This is a genomic window from Burkholderia contaminans (genome assembly GCF_029633825.1).
GTDB classification, from domain to species: domain Bacteria; phylum Pseudomonadota; class Gammaproteobacteria; order Burkholderiales; family Burkholderiaceae; genus Burkholderia; species Burkholderia contaminans.
The window spans coordinates 1,814,223-1,829,375 of sequence record NZ_CP090641.1; the positions used below are offsets into that span (position 1 = coordinate 1,814,223).

Genomic DNA, 15,153 nt, shown 5'->3' on the forward strand with positions numbered 1-15,153 from the left:
TGAGCCGAAGTGACGAAAAGATGAAGACGAAAACCACACCGAACCGCCTGTTGCTGATCGCTGTGCTCGCCGGCGCGCTGAGCGGGACTGCCCATGCAGAGACGGCGGCGACCACGGCGACCGTTGCAACGGTCAACGGCACGCCGATCACGCAGGCCGACGTCGATACGCTGCTGCGCGCGTCCGGGCAGCCCGACTCGCCGCAGATTCGCCAGGCGATCAAGAATCAGCTGATCACGCGCGTGCTGGTTCAGCAGGCCGCCGAGAAGGCGAACTACGGCGACAAGCCCGAGGTCAAGGCAGCGGTGCAGCAGGCGAAAACGAATGCCGAAGTGCAGCTTTACCTGCGCGACAACGTGAAGCCCGAGCCGGTGACCGAAGAGCAGGTCAAGGCGCGCTACGACGAACTCGTGGCCACGCTCGGCAAGAACGAGTACAAGCCGCGCCTGATCATCGTCCAGGACCCGGTGACGGCCGCGACGGTGCTCAGCGAGCTGAAGGCGGGCAAGTCGTTCGAAGGGCTCGCGCGCCAGTACAGCATGGCGCCGAGCCGCGATGCCGGCGGCGAGTTGCCGTGGGTGAGCTTCCACACGCCGGCGACGGAAGGCAAGACGTCCGGCTTGCCGCTGCCGGTCGCGCAGGCGCTCGAGAAACTGAAGGTCGGTGCGGTGACGAGCGATTCGATCCCGGTCGACGGCGTGCGGGCGATCGTGAAGCTGGACGCGAAGCGGCCGACGCAGGTGCCGGGCTTCGCGACCGCGAAGCCGGGGCTTCAGCAGCAACTGCAGGCGGCCGCGGTGGAGAAGGCGAGTGCGCAGATGATCGGCAACTTGCTGAAGGACGCGAAGATCACGCAGTAATGCGGCGTCAAAACGCCGGACGTCACGCGCGCCAGACCATGCTCGCGCTCGTTTCGGTGTCCGATTCGCTGCGGAAGCCGAGCCGTTCGTAGAGCCGCCGCGCCGGGTTGCCGTGCAGCACGCTGAGCGACACCGGCACGTGCGCGCGTGCCGCGTCGTTCAGGAGCGCGCTCAGCACGGCTTCGCCGATGCCCCGGCCCTGGTGCGCCGGGAGGATCTGGATCTGGTGCACGTGCCACGCGTCGGTGGCGCGTGTCACCTTCAGCAAGCCGATGGCGTCGTCGCCTTCGCAGACGATCATCGCATCGTCGAAATGCGCGCGGATGCGCTGGTCGTGCGCTTCGTCATCGATCGGCATGCCGGCGCGTTGCAGGTGCTCGGTCATCGTGAGCCGGCGCAGGTTCAACAGGAACGGCAGGTCGGCGGCAGACGCCGGGCGCAGGCGGATTGCGTGTGTCATCGTGCGGAGGCGTTCGTTCGGGAAGGCGGGATCGTCGACGGCAAGGACGAACCCCGCAGCGAATCATTACCGATGGCGGGCAGCCGGTCAAAAGGGGCGCAGCGCCGAGTCCGCCACGCACGCGCGGCCGATCATGCGGCGTGCCGGCCGGATACCTGGTGCGCACCGGCGAGATTGGCGGTCAGCGTGTCGACCACCACGCGTTTCAGGCTCACGAGCGCGGCATGCGCATCGCCTTCGCTCGCATGGAGGCACACGTCGACGGACGGCAGCGGCGGCAGCCCGTCGCGCTCGCCAAGCTGGCGCAGCGTCGGCGGCACACCCACCATCGTTCTCGCCGTCATCCCCAGCCCGCCCGCGATGCCGGCCCACAGGCTTTGCAGGCTGCCGGTCGTGTAAGCGAGCCGCCACGGGATCCCGGCCTTGTCGAGCGCATCGGTGCCGGCCTTGCGGAACAGGCACGGCGGCTTGTACAACGCGAGATCCAGCGGCACGCCGGCGCGCGGGCGCACGTCGACGCCTGGCGGCCCGATCCACGCCATCGGCAGCGTGACCAGATGTTTGGCGTCGGTGCGATGGCCGCGGCCCATCGCGAGCACGATGTCGAGTTCGCCGCCATCGAGCCGGTCGAGCAGCGCGCCGTTGCCGTCGACGACGATGTCGACGCGCACGCCCGGGTGCGTGCGCTTGAACTGGCCGAGCGCGACGGGCAGCCACGATTCGGCGAAGTCGCCGGGCAGCCCGAACCGCACGGCCCCCTCGATCGCCGCGCCGCGGATCGCGCCGACCGCCTCGTCGTTCAGTTCGAGAATGCGGCGCGCATAGGACAGCATCAGTTCGCCGGCTTCGGTCGGCACGAGGCCGCGCCCCTGGCGGCGAAACAGCGGCTGGCCGATCTGCGCTTCGAGCTTGCGCATCTGCTGGCTGACCGCCGACTGCGAGCGGCCGATCCGGTCGGCGGCGCGGTTCAGGCTGCCGAGCCGATCCGCGGCGATCAGCGTGCGCAGCGCATCCATGTCGAGATTCGGAAGCGTCATGATTCGGTTTTTCTTATAAGTCGATTTCGAATTATCGTATTTATTGCACATTCCCGTCGCTACCATCAAGTGAACCGGTCGTTCCGGTTCACGGGGATGCGCGCGATCCGCAGCTGCGGATGCCCGTGAGGTTGTTTCCCTTCTTTCTCTCACGAGGACAGTGAATGAACATCCGCTCGATATTCCGCCAGGGCTTTCCCGGCATGCTGCTGGCCGCATCGATGATTCCCGGCGACGCATCGGCCGCGCCGTCGCTCGCGGGGACGTGGACGCTGGTCGCGGCCGACGTGCAACATCCCGACGGCACGATCGGCCGCGACTATGGCGCCGATCCGAAGGGGATGCTGCTGATCGACGCGCACGGGAACTACTCGCTGCAGATCTTCAAGTCGGAGCGCCCGCGCTTCGCGTCGAACGACAAGGCGACCGGCACACCGGACGAATTCCGGGAAGCCGTACTCGGCTCGAGCACCCACTACGGCACGCTGACCGTCGATCCCGCGAAACACAAGCTCGCGTTTCACATCATCGATTCGTCGTACCCGAACTGGATCGGGCAGACGCAGACGCGAAGCTATCAATTGAAGGACGGCGAGCTGAGCTACCGGGTGCCGCCGCGTGCGAACGGCGACATACCGATCTCGGTGTGGCGGCGCGTGGATTGAGGCGGGAGGGCGTCAAAGCCCCGGCAACCGAGTCTGCAGGCCGGCCGGGCGATGGTCGAGGACATCCGTCACTTCGTATTCGGTTTTTGCTCCGTCCGAGGTTTGCCACTGCTGCGTGCGGACTTTGACGATTTTGGCCGTCCGGCCAGGACGGCGCGCTGACGTGTCCCGGCCGAACCCGGCACACACCGAACTTTTTCGATAACTTCCCGGTCACAACCGCCAGCTTGCGGGCGCGCCGGCGCCCCGTACGCGCTTCCGGCCCCAGTATTCCCCGGGCTGCCCCGTCCGCATATCATTCGCACATCGCGCCCCCGCCGATCGCAGGCGCAGCACACAGGGATTCTCGATGGACACCAAACGATCGCGGCCGGGCCTCGTCGCCGCGCTGCTCTGGGCGGCGCTGTATCTCGCGACCGGCTACATCTCGCACCAGTTCAACGGCCCCGTCCGGCTGACGGGTTACATCTGGCTGCCGGCCGGTGTGACCGTCGGCGCGTTCATGCTGCGGCCGATGCGCGAATGGCTGATGCTGGCCGGCGCGTTCCTGGTCGGGCAGCTCGCGCTGAGCGGCATCGAACACGGCAACCTGGTCAACGCGGTGCTGTTCACCGTCGACGAGGTCGGTGCAGCCGCGCTCGCGGTGTGGCTCGTCCAGCGCGTGCGCTTCTCGCTCGAAGGGCTGTATTTCCTGCGCTCGGTGATCCTCGCCGGCCTGATCGCGGGCGTGGTCGGCGCGATCGGCGGCGCGGCCTGGTACACGGTGGTCAATGACGCGCCGTTCTTCGACGTGTGGTTCGTGTGGGCCGCGTCCGATTTCGTCGGCGTGCTGCTGGTCACGCCGGTGCTCGCGTCATGGTCGCGCTTTCGCGCGCACCGCTCGGGCGATCATGAGCGCTTCGATCTCGTGCTCGGCATGGTCTCGTTCGTGCTGGTCGTGGGCGTCGCGCTCGTGATCTTCGACGGCGACACGTCGCAGAAATTCGGCACCGGCGCGGGCTTCGCGCTGACGTATATCCCGCTGTTCCTCACCGTCGCGGTGACGCTGCTGCTCGGCGGCCGCGCGGGCTCGTCGTCGGTGCTCGTGCTCGCGCTGATCGTGATCGAGCAGACCGCGCAGGGCGACGGTCCCTTCTCGTCGTTGCACGAGCACTACGGCAACGCGCTGCTCGAGGCGCAGCTTTATCTGGCGGTGGCGTCGCTGCTGGTGCTGGCGGTGAGCACGCTGAAGACGACGCGCGAACGCGTGCACGAGCATGCGGCGGTCCTGCAGAACAACATGGAGCTTGCGCTCGCGAGCGCCGGCCAGATCGCGTACGTGCTCGATCCGGAATCGGGGCGGATCGAGTGGAGCGGCGACGTCGAGCGTGTGTTCGGCGTCGGCGTCGATGCATCGCAGATCGCGAGCGTGCCGCTCGTGCTCGAACGTGTGCAACCAGGCGACCGCGAGGCGCTGCGCGACTACTGGGATGCGGAGATCGCGGGCGAGGACCGTGCGTCGCTGTCGCTGCGCATCGTGCAGCGCGACGGCGGCACGCAGACGGTCACCGATCATGGCGCGCCGCTGCTCGATTCGAATGTCGACGTGACGGTGGTGGCGGGCGTCTGGCAACTCGAGCGCGTGTGGCCGGCGGACGAATGAGCGGACGCGCGTCATGACGGGCCGCACGGGCGTCCTGCTGATCCACGGGCTCGGCGGCACGCAATACGATCTCGGTTCGCTGCACAAGGCGATGCGGCGCGCGGGCGTCGACACGCACATGACCACGCTGCCAGGGCACGGCACGCGCCCCGAGGATCTGGTCGGCGTGCGCGCGGAAGCGTGGCTCGACGCGGTGACCGAGCAGTATCGCGCGCTGGAAAACGAGTACGACACGCTGCATGTCGCGGGCATGTGCATGGGCGCGCTGGTCGCGCTGCTGCTGTGCCATCGCGTGCAGCATGCGCGCGGCCGGCTCGCGCTGCTGGCCACGCCGGTGTTCATCGACGGGTGGTCGACGCCCTGGTATCGCGCGTTGCGGCACGTGCTGTACCGCGTGCCGGGTGTGGCCGAGCGGATGCGTGTGGAGGAAGGCGATCCGTTCGGCATCAAGAACGCGACGATCCGCGCGATCGTGAAGAAGAAGTTCGAGCGCGAGGACAGTTTCCACTATGCGTGGGTGCCGCTCTCGTGCGTGCGGCAGGTCGACCGGATGCGCGACTGGGCACTCGACGCCGCGGCCGGCACGCCGTGCCCGACGCTCGTGGTGCATGCGCGCGAGGACGAACTGACGAGCCTGCGCTCGGCCGATTTCCTGCTCGAGAAAATGCCCGATGCGCGCGGGATCGTGCTGGAGAACAGCTATCACATGATCTGCGCGGACAACGATCGCGACGACGTCGCGCGCCACGTGCTCGACTTCTTCGGGTTCGATCCGGCGCATGCGGTGAGCCCGGCGATGGCGCGCCGGATGGGGAGGCTGGAATCCTGACGGCGACGTGCCCGGCTCGGGATGCGCGATATCCGCTGCCCCGGGAACGCATCGGGCCGCGCATGCGTACCGGGGCGTGGCGAATTCATGCCGTTTCCATCGTGCGTCGCACCAGCAGGGCCGAGGTGGCCAACTGGGCGCGTACCGCATCGATGGCGGCGTCGCTCGGCGCAAGGCCTTCGAGGTAGACGAAATCGACCGTCGACAGGCCGATCACGGCGAGCACCTGCTTCAGGTACGGAGTCAGGAAATCGGGCTGCCGCGCCGCTGCGCCGGTGCAGATGCCGCCCGAGCGTACCAGCACGAGCACGGGGCGATCGGCGAGCAGGCCGAACTTGCCTTCCGGCGTGGCCGTGAACGTGCGGCCGATACGCAGCACGAAATCGATCCACAACTTCAGCGCGGCAGGGACCGTGAAGTTGTGCATCGGTGTACTGATCAATATGCCGTCGCTGTGTTCCACTTCCGCGATCAGTTGTTCGGAGTACGCCAGTGCCGGATCGGAATCCGGCTGCCTCGCGACCACCGCGCGCGCATAGTCGGCCGATAGCGAGGGCAAGCCGGGTTGACCGAGGCTGCGCGACACGACCCGCGCATTGGGGCGGGCCGCCCGCCATTGCGCGATCGCTTCATGTGCAATGCGTGCGCCCAGCGAATGACTGCCATGCGGACTGGCATCGACAAAAAGAAGATTGTTCATCAGAGCGCCTGAAGAGACTGACTGAAATGCATGCCGCGGGACAGCAGCCCCTGGCGGAAATAGAAACGCTGCGCGAGCGCGTTGGAGAGCCCGGTATCGAGTACGAGGTGCGCGCAGCCGTGTTGCCGCGCGTCGTCGCGCACCGCATCGAGCAGCCGCTCGCCCAGCCGTTGACTGCGCGCGTGTGCGGTCGCGACCAGGTCGTCGACATAGACGAAGCGCCCGTACAGCGTGTTTTCGAGGTGACGGTATCCCGCCAGTGCGACGACCGCGCCGTCCGGGCTGCCGTGCCGTGCGGTCAGCAGCACATAGCCTTGTTCGGCCTGGCGGCGTATCTGCTGCACGAACGCATCGGCATCGGTCAGGTGCGGGCGCAGCTCGCGCATCACGTCGAACGTCGACCGGTAATCCGCGTCCGTCACGGCGCGTTTCAAATGGATCTCTGGCATCACGATTGCTCCACGGTAACGTCGTTACTGTACGAATCGGATGGCGTATCCTGAAGGTCCAAAAAGTGACTATTTGACTGGGACATGAAATTCGACGATCTGATGCCGGACCGTCATCTCGACATGCCGGTCTATCGGCAACTGGTCCGGCGCTTCCGCGATGCGATCGAGACGGGCAAGCTGGCGCCGGGCAAGCGCGTGCCGTCGGTACGGAGCCTGGCCAGCGAACTCAATCTGGCACGCGGCACCGTCGAAGCGGCCTATCAGATCCTCATCGGAGAAGGGTACCTGGTCGCACGCGGGCCGGCCGGCACCGTCGTGTCACCCCAGCTGCCGAATGGGCGGCAGCCGCGCGCCGCGGCGCCGCGGCCGGATGAACCGCCGCGCGGCGATTCGGCGGCGAGCGGGCCGAAGCCGTTCCAGATGGGCATTCCCGCGCTCGATGCGTTTCCGCGCATGCCGTGGATACGGCTCACCGGCCGTCATGTGCGGGCGATGGCGACCCCGTCGCTGGACTATGCGCCGCCTCAGGGGCACGACGGGCTGAGGCGTGCGCTGTCCGCCTATCTCGGCGTGTCGCGCGGCATCGACTGCTCGGCCGGGCAGATCTTCATCACCGCGGGGTATCGCGGCGCGCTGGACCTGATCTGCCGGACCTTGCTGCGCGCCGGCGACACCGGCTGGTTCGAGGATCCCGGTTATATCCACGCACGCCGCGTGCTCGAGCACGCGGGGATGCGGCTCGTGCCCGTGCCGGTCGACGACGACGGCCTGTGCGTGGAAGCGGGGCTGCGCCGGGCGGCCGATGCACGTTTTGCCGTGGTGACGCCGACCCATCAAAGCCCGCTCGGTGTCGCGCTGTCGCTGCCGAGACGCCTGGCCCTGCTCGACTGGGCTCGTCAGCAGCGGGCCTGGATCGTCGAGGACGATTACGACAGCGAGTTCCGTTACGACGGCCGCCCGCTGCCCGCGCTCAAGAGCCTGGATCGCCACCACCGCGTGCTTTACACCGGATCGTTCAGCAAGGTGCTGTATCCGGGCTTGCGGCTGGGGTATCTCGTCGTTCCGGATGAGCAGGTCGCGGCCTTTCGCGATACCGCCGGATGGCTCGGCGGGAGCGGCCAGATGCTGATGCAATCGGTCGTCGCCGATTTCATGGAGCAAGGGCATTTCGCGCGCCACCTGAAGAAAATGCGGGCGCTTTATGCCACCCGCCGCGCGTGGCTGATCGATGCGCTGGGCAAGGTCTTCGGTGATGCGCTGGACATTCCGCCCCGCGCGGGCGGCCTGCATGTGGTGGCTTACTGGCGCACGGCGGTCGACGATCGCGCCGTCGCACGCATGGCCAACCTGCAGGGCTTTTCCATCCAGCCGCTGAACGACTGGAGCCCGGGCGGCCGGATGCCGCCCGGCATGCTGCTCGGCTTCACGAACCTGACGTCGGCGCAGCAGGCGTTGACGCTGGTTCGGCGCTTGTATCGGCTCGTTTGCGGGTGAAGCGGGTGTGGTGGATTACGCAGCCGTGGGGGCTGGAGTGCGTGCGGCTGGTGGCATGGGTTTGCGACTGTGGGACCGATTTCTGCGACTGTTCTACGCATTGTCGAAAACACCCCGTGATGTCGCTTTCCGGATTCATGCCTCAACGGTTGCGTGTTCGAGTAGGGTGCACGGCCGACATCATGCTGTTCCGACTTTCGACCGAGTCGAAGTAGCCGGCCTGGCTCGCAACTCCGAGGGCGGTTCTCGGCCAGAAGCGGACGTTCGACTTCGCCTCTTGGATCGTTGACAATGCGGCTGTCGACCAGGACGAGATCGGAAAAATGGATAAGAATCGAGCGTTTTTGCTGCCGTTCGGAATCGACCTCCGGGTTGAGGACGGAATCGCAAGTATTGAATCCAACTTGCCGGAAGCACTAGCTAGCTCTGGCGATCCCGTGGAAAACGGGCGCATAGTCGGGGTTGTTGAAGGCGTCGAGCAATTGTTGCTCTCGCTCGCGCGTGTCGGCCTGAATTTGTCCAATCCCCAGGTCGCGCAGGCAATCCACGATTGCGTAGCCAATCTTCAATCAAGCTGAGCGGCAAGCTGCCCTGGTCGGTAACCAACGTGCTCAGGAACCGTCTCACCAGGCCAATACTACTTTGAGGGTCGACAGGCATCTCCTATGCAATACAAAGAAGCTGTGAAGAAAAGCGAGCTGCAGGAAGACTTGTTCATGATCGTGCTTTCCATGGAGCTGACTAATCCAGACGATCTGATTCAGGAAATGCGCGAATGGAAGGAAATCGTGATGGATTGGTACGCCGCCAGAAAACAGGCAGCCACAGAGGTTAGATTTATTGCCGTCTCCGAAGTTAAGTACCATCAAGCGATCGAAGAGTTCACCGAACTCTGTCACGCGAATGACGTGGATCTGAAAGGCGTATTTAAATCTGTGAAATTACACTTGGATCTTCACGATGGAATTGGTACGAAAATTCGTGAGCGTATCTTTGAGATAGGCAAGGAAGATTCGAATCTCTGGAGTCGCTGGTTTGGTCAATCGAAGCAACGTCCTTGAGTGTCCGAAATCGGTCCAGTCGGATGACCGCTCGGGGTCGGCTGCAGTCAATCGGGCGCAACGAAATGGCACTACTCCGGCGCCCCACCGCACCGGCAGCCCGAGCCGCACGCGCCGGCCATCGTCGACCGTGACACCAACCAGCGGCGAAGCCGCTACCCCGCCTCCGGCCGCCGTGCGATCCGCGCGCGGGTGGCCGGCGACGCGAGACACGTGGCCACCGCTTCATAGCCCGGTGCACCGGGGTACGGTGCGACGCGGGCCGGCGGGCTATGGTTCGCGGGACACAGAATGATCGCTTCGTCAGGCCCGACGGCCGACAGGTCCAGCACGGCCGACGAGCGGGTCAGCATGAACAGCGGCCGCATCCCGCCGGCTCCGGCACGCTGGCGAAGGCACGCAATCAGCGCCTCCTGCGTGGGCTGGTCGAGATCCTGCTCGATCATGTCCACGACCAACGCGCCGGTGCCGTCCGCCTCGAGGCCGGCGAGCAGGATGGTCAGCGCCGGGCACGGCGTGGCGCCTTCGTCGGCGAGCCATGCCGACGTGCGTTCGACGCGCGCCTTCAGCGCCGGATCGGCCTGCAACGCGGCGAAGGCCGCCGCGCCGCCATCTTCCAGCCGGTCCAGCCCGATGAACGCGGCGCCGGGCAATGCCTCGGCCAGCCGATGCGCGAGCCGCGTCTTGCCGCTGCCCAGCGAACCGATGATGTAGTTCAACGGCCGGATATCGCGAAATTCGAACCATTCGCCGTCCCACGGCCACGGGAGGCTGAACGCAACGCCCGCGGCGGCCGGCGCGAGCAGGCGCGTCAATTCGCCGTCGCCGGGCATTCGGCCGCGCGCGAGATCGGCGCGGATCGCGCGAACCCTGTCGACCTTGCCGACCAGATCCTGAATACCGCTTTCGAGCGCCGCTTCATGCGTGGCCAATGCGTCGCTCAGGCTGCGGGCGTCGCCGCCCAGCACGTTTGCGACCTGGGCCAGGCTCAGGCCGAGCGCGCGCAGCGCCGCGATTTCGGCCGCACGCGCCAGATCGTCCGGGCCATAGGCGCGGTATCCGGCCACCGTTCGCCCGGGCGTAACCAGTCCTTGCCGTTCGTACAGCCGCAGTGCCTTGGCCGATACGCCGAGCCGCATAGCGGCTTCCGATGCGCTCAGGCCGCGCGTGACATCGTTCATGGGTCACCTTCGGGTCGTCGATTCGTGACGACGAGCATAAAGGCGATCCCAAGGGCCGGGTCAAGCGCAACCACGCGCGAATCGACGAAGACGCATGCCGCGCCGCGCGTCAGTCGGCGGCCGCGAACTCTTCCCGCAACACGCGATACAGCCGCCGGTAGCGGGCGAGCCGCCCCGCCATCAGATTGGCCACGGCGGCATCGGGCGCGACCGTCTCCGTGACGGGCGGCGCGACGCAGACTTCCGCGAGCGTGTCGTTCGTTGCGGCGAGGCGTGCAAGCCGCGCCGCGCCGAGTGCCGCACCGACCGCGCCGTCCGCATGGCGCTGCATCGCGAGCCCGGTCGCATTCGCGCCCAGCCGCGCCCAGAACGCGCTCTTCGAACCGCCGCCGATGAACGACACCGCGTCGAGCGTCGTGCCGGCCGCACGCAACGCGTCGTAGCCGTCGGCCATCGCGAACGCGACGCCTTCCAACACCGCATACGCGAGATCGTCCGCATCGTGCTCGTTGGACAACCCGAAGAACACGCCGCGCGCATGCGCGTCGTTGTGCGGCGTGCGCTCGCCGCAGAGATACGGGAGGAACAGCGGCGCGCGGGCCGGCTCCGCGCGTTCGGCGCGTGCAGCGAGCTCGCCGGCGGTGGTGCCGTGCGCGCGGGCAAGCCAGTCGAGGCTCGCGGCGGCCGACAGGATCACGCTCATCTGGTGCCAGCGCCCTTCGATGCAATGGCAGAACGCGTGCACGGCGGCGTCCGGGTTCGGCGCGAAGCGGTCGTTGCCGGCGAACAGCACGCCCGACGTGCCGAGCGACAGGAAGCCGCTGCCAGCGCCCGTGACGCCCATGCCGATCGCGGAGGCCGCGTTGTCGCCGGCGCCGCCGGCGATCGTCACGGGCCCCGCGATGCCCCATTCGCGCCGCAGCGCGTCACGCAGCTGCGCGGCGGGGGCGTTGCCCTCGACGAGGCGCGGCATCTGCGCGCGCGACAGCTCGGTCGCGGCGAGCATCCGGTCGGACCAGTCGCGGCGCGCGCAGTCGAGCCACAGCGTGCCCGATGCATCGGACATCTCGGACACGAATTCGCCGGACAGGCGCCAGATCAGGTAGTCCTTCGGCAGCAGCACCTTGTGCACCGCGCGGAACACGGCGGGCTCGTATTTCGCGAGCCACAGCAGCTTCGGCGCGGTGAAGCCGGGCATCGCCATGTTGCCGGTGATCGCGCGCGATTCCGGCACCAGCGCCTCGAGCTCGACGCACTCGGTGCCGGCGCGCGTGTCGTTCCACAGGATCGCGGGGCGCAGCACCTGGTCCGCGCGATCGATCAGCGTCGCGCCGTGCATCTGCCCCGAGAGTGCAATGCCGCGCAGCGCGGCGAAGCCGGCCGGATGCGCGGCGCGCACCGCCGCGATCGCATCGAGCATCGCGTGCCACCACGCCTGCGGGCTCTGTTCCGACCAGTGCGGATGCGGGCGGCTGATCGACAGCGCGGCCGAACCGGTCGCGAGCGGGACCGAACGGGAATCGGTGAGGAGTACCTTGACCTCGGACGTGCCGAGATCGATGCCGAGAAATGTCACGTGTGAAGCATCCTGTCAGGGGCGCGCGGTGGTGCACGCCGAAGCGGCGGCGCGTCGTCGCGGACGTGCGGTTCGTTGAGCCGGTGCAGCGCACGGAACCTCGACGGCGGCACCTGCTTCATCGCGAGAAACTGACGGTTGAAGTTCGACAGGTTGTTGAAGCCAACCCGGTAGCAGATGTCGGTCACCGTCAGGTCGGAAAACATCAGCAGCTCGCAGGCCTCGTTGATGCGCAGCCGGTTCAGGTAGCGCACGAACGACGAGCCGGTATGGCGCCGGAAAAACCGCGTGAAGGTGCTGACGCTCATCCCGGCGAACGCGGCGACGTCGGTCTCGCGCAGCATGCCGGGCAGGTTCTGCTGCAGGTACGACAGCACCTGGTTGATGGTCGACGACATGTAGTGCTGCGCGTCGCTGCGGTAGCCGGGGCCGGCGAGCACGCGCCGCTCGCGGCACGACGACAGCCGGTCGAACAGCGACATCAGGATCTCGACGCGCCGGCAGCCGTGCGCGTTCGCGAGTTCGAGCATCAGCGGCACGACGTCGCGGCCGACGCGGTCGGGAAACTGCACGCCGCGCGCCGCATCATCGATCAGGTCGATCACCGGCTGCAGCTCGCTGAACGCGCCGACCATCTTCTCGATCGCATCGCGCGAGAACTGCAGCACGACGTCGCGCGACGGCACGCGCTCACCGTCGGGAAGCTCGCTGACCCAGTTGTGCGGCAGGTTCGGCCCCGTGATGATCAGGTTGCCCGGGCCGAAATCGCCGATGTGATCGCCGACGAACATCTTGCCGTGCGACGACTGGATCAGATGAATCTCGTACTCGGGATGGAAGTGCCACTTCGCGACCGAGTGCGGATAGTCGTGGATCCACGCGCGGAACGATTCGTCGCGGTGGGTGGGAACGATCTCGAGATCCGGGTTCATCGTGTGCTCCGTCGGGGGCGTGCCGGCGTGCTACGAACGGGACATCGACCAGCCCGTCGCGGCGGGCGGCGTGGTGCGCGTCGCGGCCGCCGGCGGTGCCGCGTGCGCGATGGGGTTCGCGTCCGGCAGCGTGACGTTGCGCTCGGTGCCGGCGTCGAACAGATGCAGGGCTGCTTCGTCGAAGCGAAACGCTACCACGGCCCCCGGCGCGGGGGCCATCGGGGCCGGCACGAGGGCCGCGCACGGCTGGCCGTGCCAGTCCAGCGTGACGAGCGCCTCGGCGCCGAGCAGCTCGACGAGCTCGACCGTGCCGGTGAGCGCGAGCGTGCCCGGGGTCGGATCCGGTTCGGTGACGAGCCGCAGGTGGTTCGGGCGGATCGCGACCTTGACCTTCTGGCCGTCGTGCAGCCCGGCGAAGCGCGGCGACGCGAGCGGCCAGCGCGCGCCGTTGCAGTCGAGCAGCACGTTCGCGCCGAGGCGCTCGATCGAGCCCGCCGCGAAGTTCATCGCCGGCGTGCCGACGAAACCGGCGGCGAACACCGTGTGCGGCTGCCCGTACAGTTCGGCCGGCGTGCCGATCTGCTCGATGTGGCCGCCGCGCATCAGCACGACGCGGTCGGCCAGCGTCATCGCCTCCAGCTGGTCGTGCGTGACGTACAGCGTGGTCGTCTTCAGCCGCTGGTGCAACCGCTTGATGTCGCCGCGCAATTGCGTGCGCAGCTTCGCGTCGAGGTTCGACAGCGGCTCGTCGAACAGGAACACGGCGGGCGTCTTGATCATCGCGCGCGCGATCGCCGCGCGCTGCTGCTGGCCGCCCGACATCGCGCGCGGGCGGCGGTCGAGCAGTGCGTCGAGGCTCAGGATGCGCGCGACGTCGCGCACGCGGCGGTCGATCTCGTCGGCCGGCACCTTCAACCGGCGCAGCCCGAACGCGATGTTGTCGTACACGGTCATGTGCGGATACAGCGCGTAGTTCTGGAACACCATCGCGACATTGCGCTCGCGCGACGGCAGGTCGTTGACGACCGCGTCGCCGATCACGAGCTCGCCGCCGGTGATCGCCTCGAGGCCCGCGATCATCCGCAGCATCGTCGACTTGCCGCAGCCGGACGGGCCGAGCAGCACGATGAATTCGCCGTCGGCGATCTCGAGGTCGAGCGGGTGCAGCACGGCGGGGCCGCCGTCGTAGTGCTTCGACAAAGCCTTGCAGGTGATCTGTGCCATGGCTCAATCCATTTCGATCTGAATCTTGACGTCGCGCGGGTGGCCGCTCGCCGCTTCCTCGAACGCGCGCACACCTTCGGAAAACGGGAACGTGCGCGAGATGAACGGCTTCACGTCGATCGCGCCGGACGCGATCAGCGCGAGCGCGCGCGGAAAGATGTTCGCGTAGCGGAACACCGATTCGATGCGACCTTCCTTCGCCTGCAGCGCGACCACGTCGAGCGGCACCGGCGCGACCGGCATGCCGATCAGCACCGCGCAGCCACCCGGGCACATCAGGTCGACGAGGCCCGCATACGCGTTCGCGCTGCCGCTCGCTTCGAACACGACGTCCGCGCCCCAGCCGTCCGTTGCTTCGGCCACCGCGTCGGCGAGCGACTCTGTGCGCACGTCGACGGTCGTGACGGCGCGGTTGTCGGCGAACAGCGCGAGCTTGTCGGGCACGACGTCGGCGAGGATCACGCGCGCGGCGCCGCCGGCGAGCGCGGCGAGCGCCGTCATCGCGCCGATCGTGCCGGCGCCGATCACGACCGCGAGGTCGCCCGGCTTCATCGCCGCCTTCTTCGCGGCCTGCAGGCCGATCGACAGCGGCTCGACGATCGCGCCTTCGGCGAACGACACGTTGTCGGGCAGCCGGTACGTGAACGCGGCCGGATGCACGACGTACGGCGTCAGGCAGCCGTGGATGGGAGGCGTCGCCCAGAAGCGTACGTCGGGATCCAGGTTGTAGAGCCCGCGCAGCGTCGCGGGCGAATCGAGGCGCGGCACGCCGGGTTCCATGCACACGCGATCGCCGACGCGCAGGTGCGTGACGCCGGCGCCGGTCTCGACGACGGTGCCGGATGCCTCGTGGCCGAGCACCATCGGCGCGTCGACGCGGAACGGGCCGATCCCGCCGTGAACGTAGTAGTGCACGTCGCTGCCGCAGACGCCGACCGTATGCACCTTGATCCGGACGTCGCCAGGGCCGACTGCCTGCGGCAGGTCGATGTCGCGCAGCGCGAGTTCGCGCGTACGTTCGAGTACGAGTGCTTTCAACA

At 67.6% G+C, this 15,153-nt stretch carries 16 protein-coding genes; 7 read left to right on the forward strand and 9 right to left on the reverse strand.

Features of this window, described 5'->3' with window-relative positions:
* Positions 1–20: 20 nt before the first annotated feature.
* Positions 21–860 (forward strand): peptidylprolyl isomerase, encoded by an 840-nt coding sequence (locus LXE91_RS25820; RefSeq protein ID WP_039344425.1) that lies wholly within the window; start codon positions 21–23, stop codon positions 858–860.
* A gap of 22 nt (positions 861–882) precedes the next feature.
* Here LXE91_RS25820 and LXE91_RS25825 read toward each other — a convergent pair whose 3' ends face one another.
* The gene (locus LXE91_RS25825) at positions 883–1,320 is read right to left on the reverse strand and encodes a GNAT family N-acetyltransferase (protein WP_039344422.1); all 438 of its coding nucleotides are present in this window, start codon (positions 1,318–1,320) and stop codon (positions 883–885) included.
* Positions 1,321–1,451: 131 nt separating this feature from the next.
* Complete coding sequence (locus LXE91_RS25830) at positions 1,452–2,357, reverse strand: LysR substrate-binding domain-containing protein (protein ID WP_039344418.1); 906 nt, start codon at positions 2,355–2,357, stop codon at positions 1,452–1,454.
* A gap of 164 nt (positions 2,358–2,521) precedes the next feature.
* On the opposite strand from LXE91_RS25830, the gene LXE91_RS25835 reads away from it, so the two are divergent.
* The 3 genes from LXE91_RS25835 to LXE91_RS25845 all read left to right on the forward strand — a co-directional run bounded on the left by LXE91_RS25835 (position 2,522) and on the right by LXE91_RS25845 (position 5,493).
* Complete coding sequence (locus LXE91_RS25835; RefSeq protein WP_039344416.1) at positions 2,522–3,022, forward strand: lipocalin-like domain-containing protein; 501 nt, start codon at positions 2,522–2,524, stop codon at positions 3,020–3,022.
* 349 nt (positions 3,023–3,371) lie between these two features.
* The gene (locus tag LXE91_RS25840; protein WP_039344413.1) at positions 3,372–4,664 is read left to right on the forward strand and encodes an MASE1 domain-containing protein; all 1,293 of its coding nucleotides are present in this window, start codon (positions 3,372–3,374) and stop codon (positions 4,662–4,664) included.
* A 13-nt stretch (positions 4,665–4,677) separates the two neighbouring features.
* Positions 4,678–5,493 carry an alpha/beta hydrolase gene (locus LXE91_RS25845; protein ID WP_039344411.1) on the forward strand — a complete coding sequence of 272 codons (816 nt, stop codon included), beginning with the start codon at positions 4,678–4,680 and terminating at the stop codon, positions 5,491–5,493.
* A gap of 85 nt (positions 5,494–5,578) precedes the next feature.
* On the opposite strand, the gene LXE91_RS25850 is transcribed toward LXE91_RS25845, so the two are convergent.
* Positions 5,579–6,193 (reverse strand): FMN-dependent NADH-azoreductase, encoded by a 615-nt coding sequence (locus tag LXE91_RS25850; RefSeq protein WP_039344408.1) that lies wholly within the window; start codon positions 6,191–6,193, stop codon positions 5,579–5,581.
* Positions 6,193–6,642 carry a GNAT family N-acetyltransferase gene (locus tag LXE91_RS25855; protein WP_039344405.1) on the reverse strand — a complete coding sequence of 150 codons (450 nt, stop codon included), beginning with the start codon at positions 6,640–6,642 and terminating at the stop codon, positions 6,193–6,195. The genes LXE91_RS25850 and LXE91_RS25855 overlap by 1 nt, the downstream gene beginning before the upstream one ends.
* 84 nt (positions 6,643–6,726) lie before the next feature.
* Here LXE91_RS25855 and pdxR point away from each other — a divergent pair, with 84 nt between their 5' ends.
* The 3 genes from pdxR to LXE91_RS25870 all read left to right on the forward strand — a co-directional run bounded on the left by pdxR (position 6,727) and on the right by LXE91_RS25870 (position 9,200).
* The gene (gene pdxR, locus LXE91_RS25860; RefSeq protein WP_039344403.1) at positions 6,727–8,139 is read left to right on the forward strand and encodes a MocR-like pyridoxine biosynthesis transcription factor PdxR; all 1,413 of its coding nucleotides are present in this window, start codon (positions 6,727–6,729) and stop codon (positions 8,137–8,139) included.
* 323 nt (positions 8,140–8,462) lie between these two features.
* Positions 8,463–8,717 (forward strand): hypothetical protein, encoded by a 255-nt coding sequence (locus tag LXE91_RS25865; RefSeq protein WP_174990626.1) that lies wholly within the window; start codon positions 8,463–8,465, stop codon positions 8,715–8,717.
* A gap of 87 nt (positions 8,718–8,804) precedes the next feature.
* Positions 8,805–9,200 carry a hypothetical protein gene (locus LXE91_RS25870; RefSeq protein WP_039344400.1) on the forward strand — a complete coding sequence of 132 codons (396 nt, stop codon included), beginning with the start codon at positions 8,805–8,807 and terminating at the stop codon, positions 9,198–9,200.
* A 155-nt stretch (positions 9,201–9,355) separates the two neighbouring features.
* Here the strand turns inward: LXE91_RS25870 and LXE91_RS25875 are convergent, their stop codons facing one another.
* The 5 genes from LXE91_RS25875 to LXE91_RS25895 form a co-directional block, all read right to left on the reverse strand.
* Positions 9,356–10,381: a MerR family transcriptional regulator gene (locus LXE91_RS25875; RefSeq protein ID WP_039344397.1), complete on the reverse strand. Its 1,026-nt coding sequence runs from the start codon at positions 10,379–10,381 to the stop codon at positions 9,356–9,358.
* 109 nt (positions 10,382–10,490) lie between these two features.
* The gene (xylB, locus tag LXE91_RS25880; RefSeq protein WP_039344394.1) at positions 10,491–11,957 is read right to left on the reverse strand and encodes a xylulokinase; all 1,467 of its coding nucleotides are present in this window, start codon (positions 11,955–11,957) and stop codon (positions 10,491–10,493) included.
* On the reverse strand, positions 11,954–12,889 hold the full coding sequence (locus LXE91_RS25885; protein WP_039344391.1) for an AraC family transcriptional regulator: 936 nt from the start codon (positions 12,887–12,889) through the stop codon (positions 11,954–11,956). The genes xylB and LXE91_RS25885 overlap by 4 nt, the downstream gene beginning before the upstream one ends.
* Before the next feature lie 30 nt (positions 12,890–12,919).
* A complete protein-coding gene (locus tag LXE91_RS25890) occupies positions 12,920–14,113 on the reverse strand; it encodes an ABC transporter ATP-binding protein (protein ID WP_039344387.1) in 1,194 nt (397 codons plus the stop codon).
* Between the two features lie 3 nt (positions 14,114–14,116).
* Positions 14,117–15,151, reverse strand: a complete 1,035-nt coding sequence (locus tag LXE91_RS25895; RefSeq protein ID WP_039344384.1) for an NAD(P)-dependent alcohol dehydrogenase — start codon at positions 15,149–15,151, stop codon at positions 14,117–14,119.
* Positions 15,152–15,153: the final 2 nt, after the last annotated feature.

Bases quoted from the DNA above. Each gene is read 5' to 3' on its own strand.
- LXE91_RS25855 (WP_039344405.1), bottom strand. From the start codon at position 6,642: ATGCCAGAGATCCATTTGAAACGCGCCGTGACGGACGCGGATTACCGG.
- LXE91_RS25835 (WP_039344416.1), top strand. From the start codon at position 2,522: ATGAACATCCGCTCGATATTCCGCCAGGGCTTTCCCGGCATGCTGCTG.
- LXE91_RS25890 (WP_039344387.1), bottom strand. From the start codon at position 14,113: ATGGCACAGATCACCTGCAAGGCTTTGTCGAAGCACTACGACGGCGGC.
- LXE91_RS25825 (WP_039344422.1), bottom strand. From the start codon at position 1,320: ATGACACACGCAATCCGCCTGCGCCCGGCGTCTGCCGCCGACCTGCCG.
- LXE91_RS25820 (WP_039344425.1), top strand. From the start codon at position 21: ATGAAGACGAAAACCACACCGAACCGCCTGTTGCTGATCGCTGTGCTC.
- pdxR (WP_039344403.1), top strand. From the start codon at position 6,727: ATGAAATTCGACGATCTGATGCCGGACCGTCATCTCGACATGCCGGTC.
- LXE91_RS25845 (WP_039344411.1), top strand. From the start codon at position 4,678: ATGACGGGCCGCACGGGCGTCCTGCTGATCCACGGGCTCGGCGGCACG.
- LXE91_RS25850 (WP_039344408.1), bottom strand. From the start codon at position 6,193: ATGAACAATCTTCTTTTTGTCGATGCCAGTCCGCATGGCAGTCATTCG.
- LXE91_RS25885 (WP_039344391.1), bottom strand. From the start codon at position 12,889: ATGAACCCGGATCTCGAGATCGTTCCCACCCACCGCGACGAATCGTTC.
- LXE91_RS25870 (WP_039344400.1), top strand. From the start codon at position 8,805: ATGCAATACAAAGAAGCTGTGAAGAAAAGCGAGCTGCAGGAAGACTTG.
- LXE91_RS25875 (WP_039344397.1), bottom strand. From the start codon at position 10,381: ATGAACGATGTCACGCGCGGCCTGAGCGCATCGGAAGCCGCTATGCGG.
- LXE91_RS25840 (WP_039344413.1), top strand. From the start codon at position 3,372: ATGGACACCAAACGATCGCGGCCGGGCCTCGTCGCCGCGCTGCTCTGG.
- LXE91_RS25865 (WP_174990626.1), top strand. From the start codon at position 8,463: ATGGATAAGAATCGAGCGTTTTTGCTGCCGTTCGGAATCGACCTCCGG.
- LXE91_RS25830 (WP_039344418.1), bottom strand. From the start codon at position 2,357: ATGACGCTTCCGAATCTCGACATGGATGCGCTGCGCACGCTGATCGCC.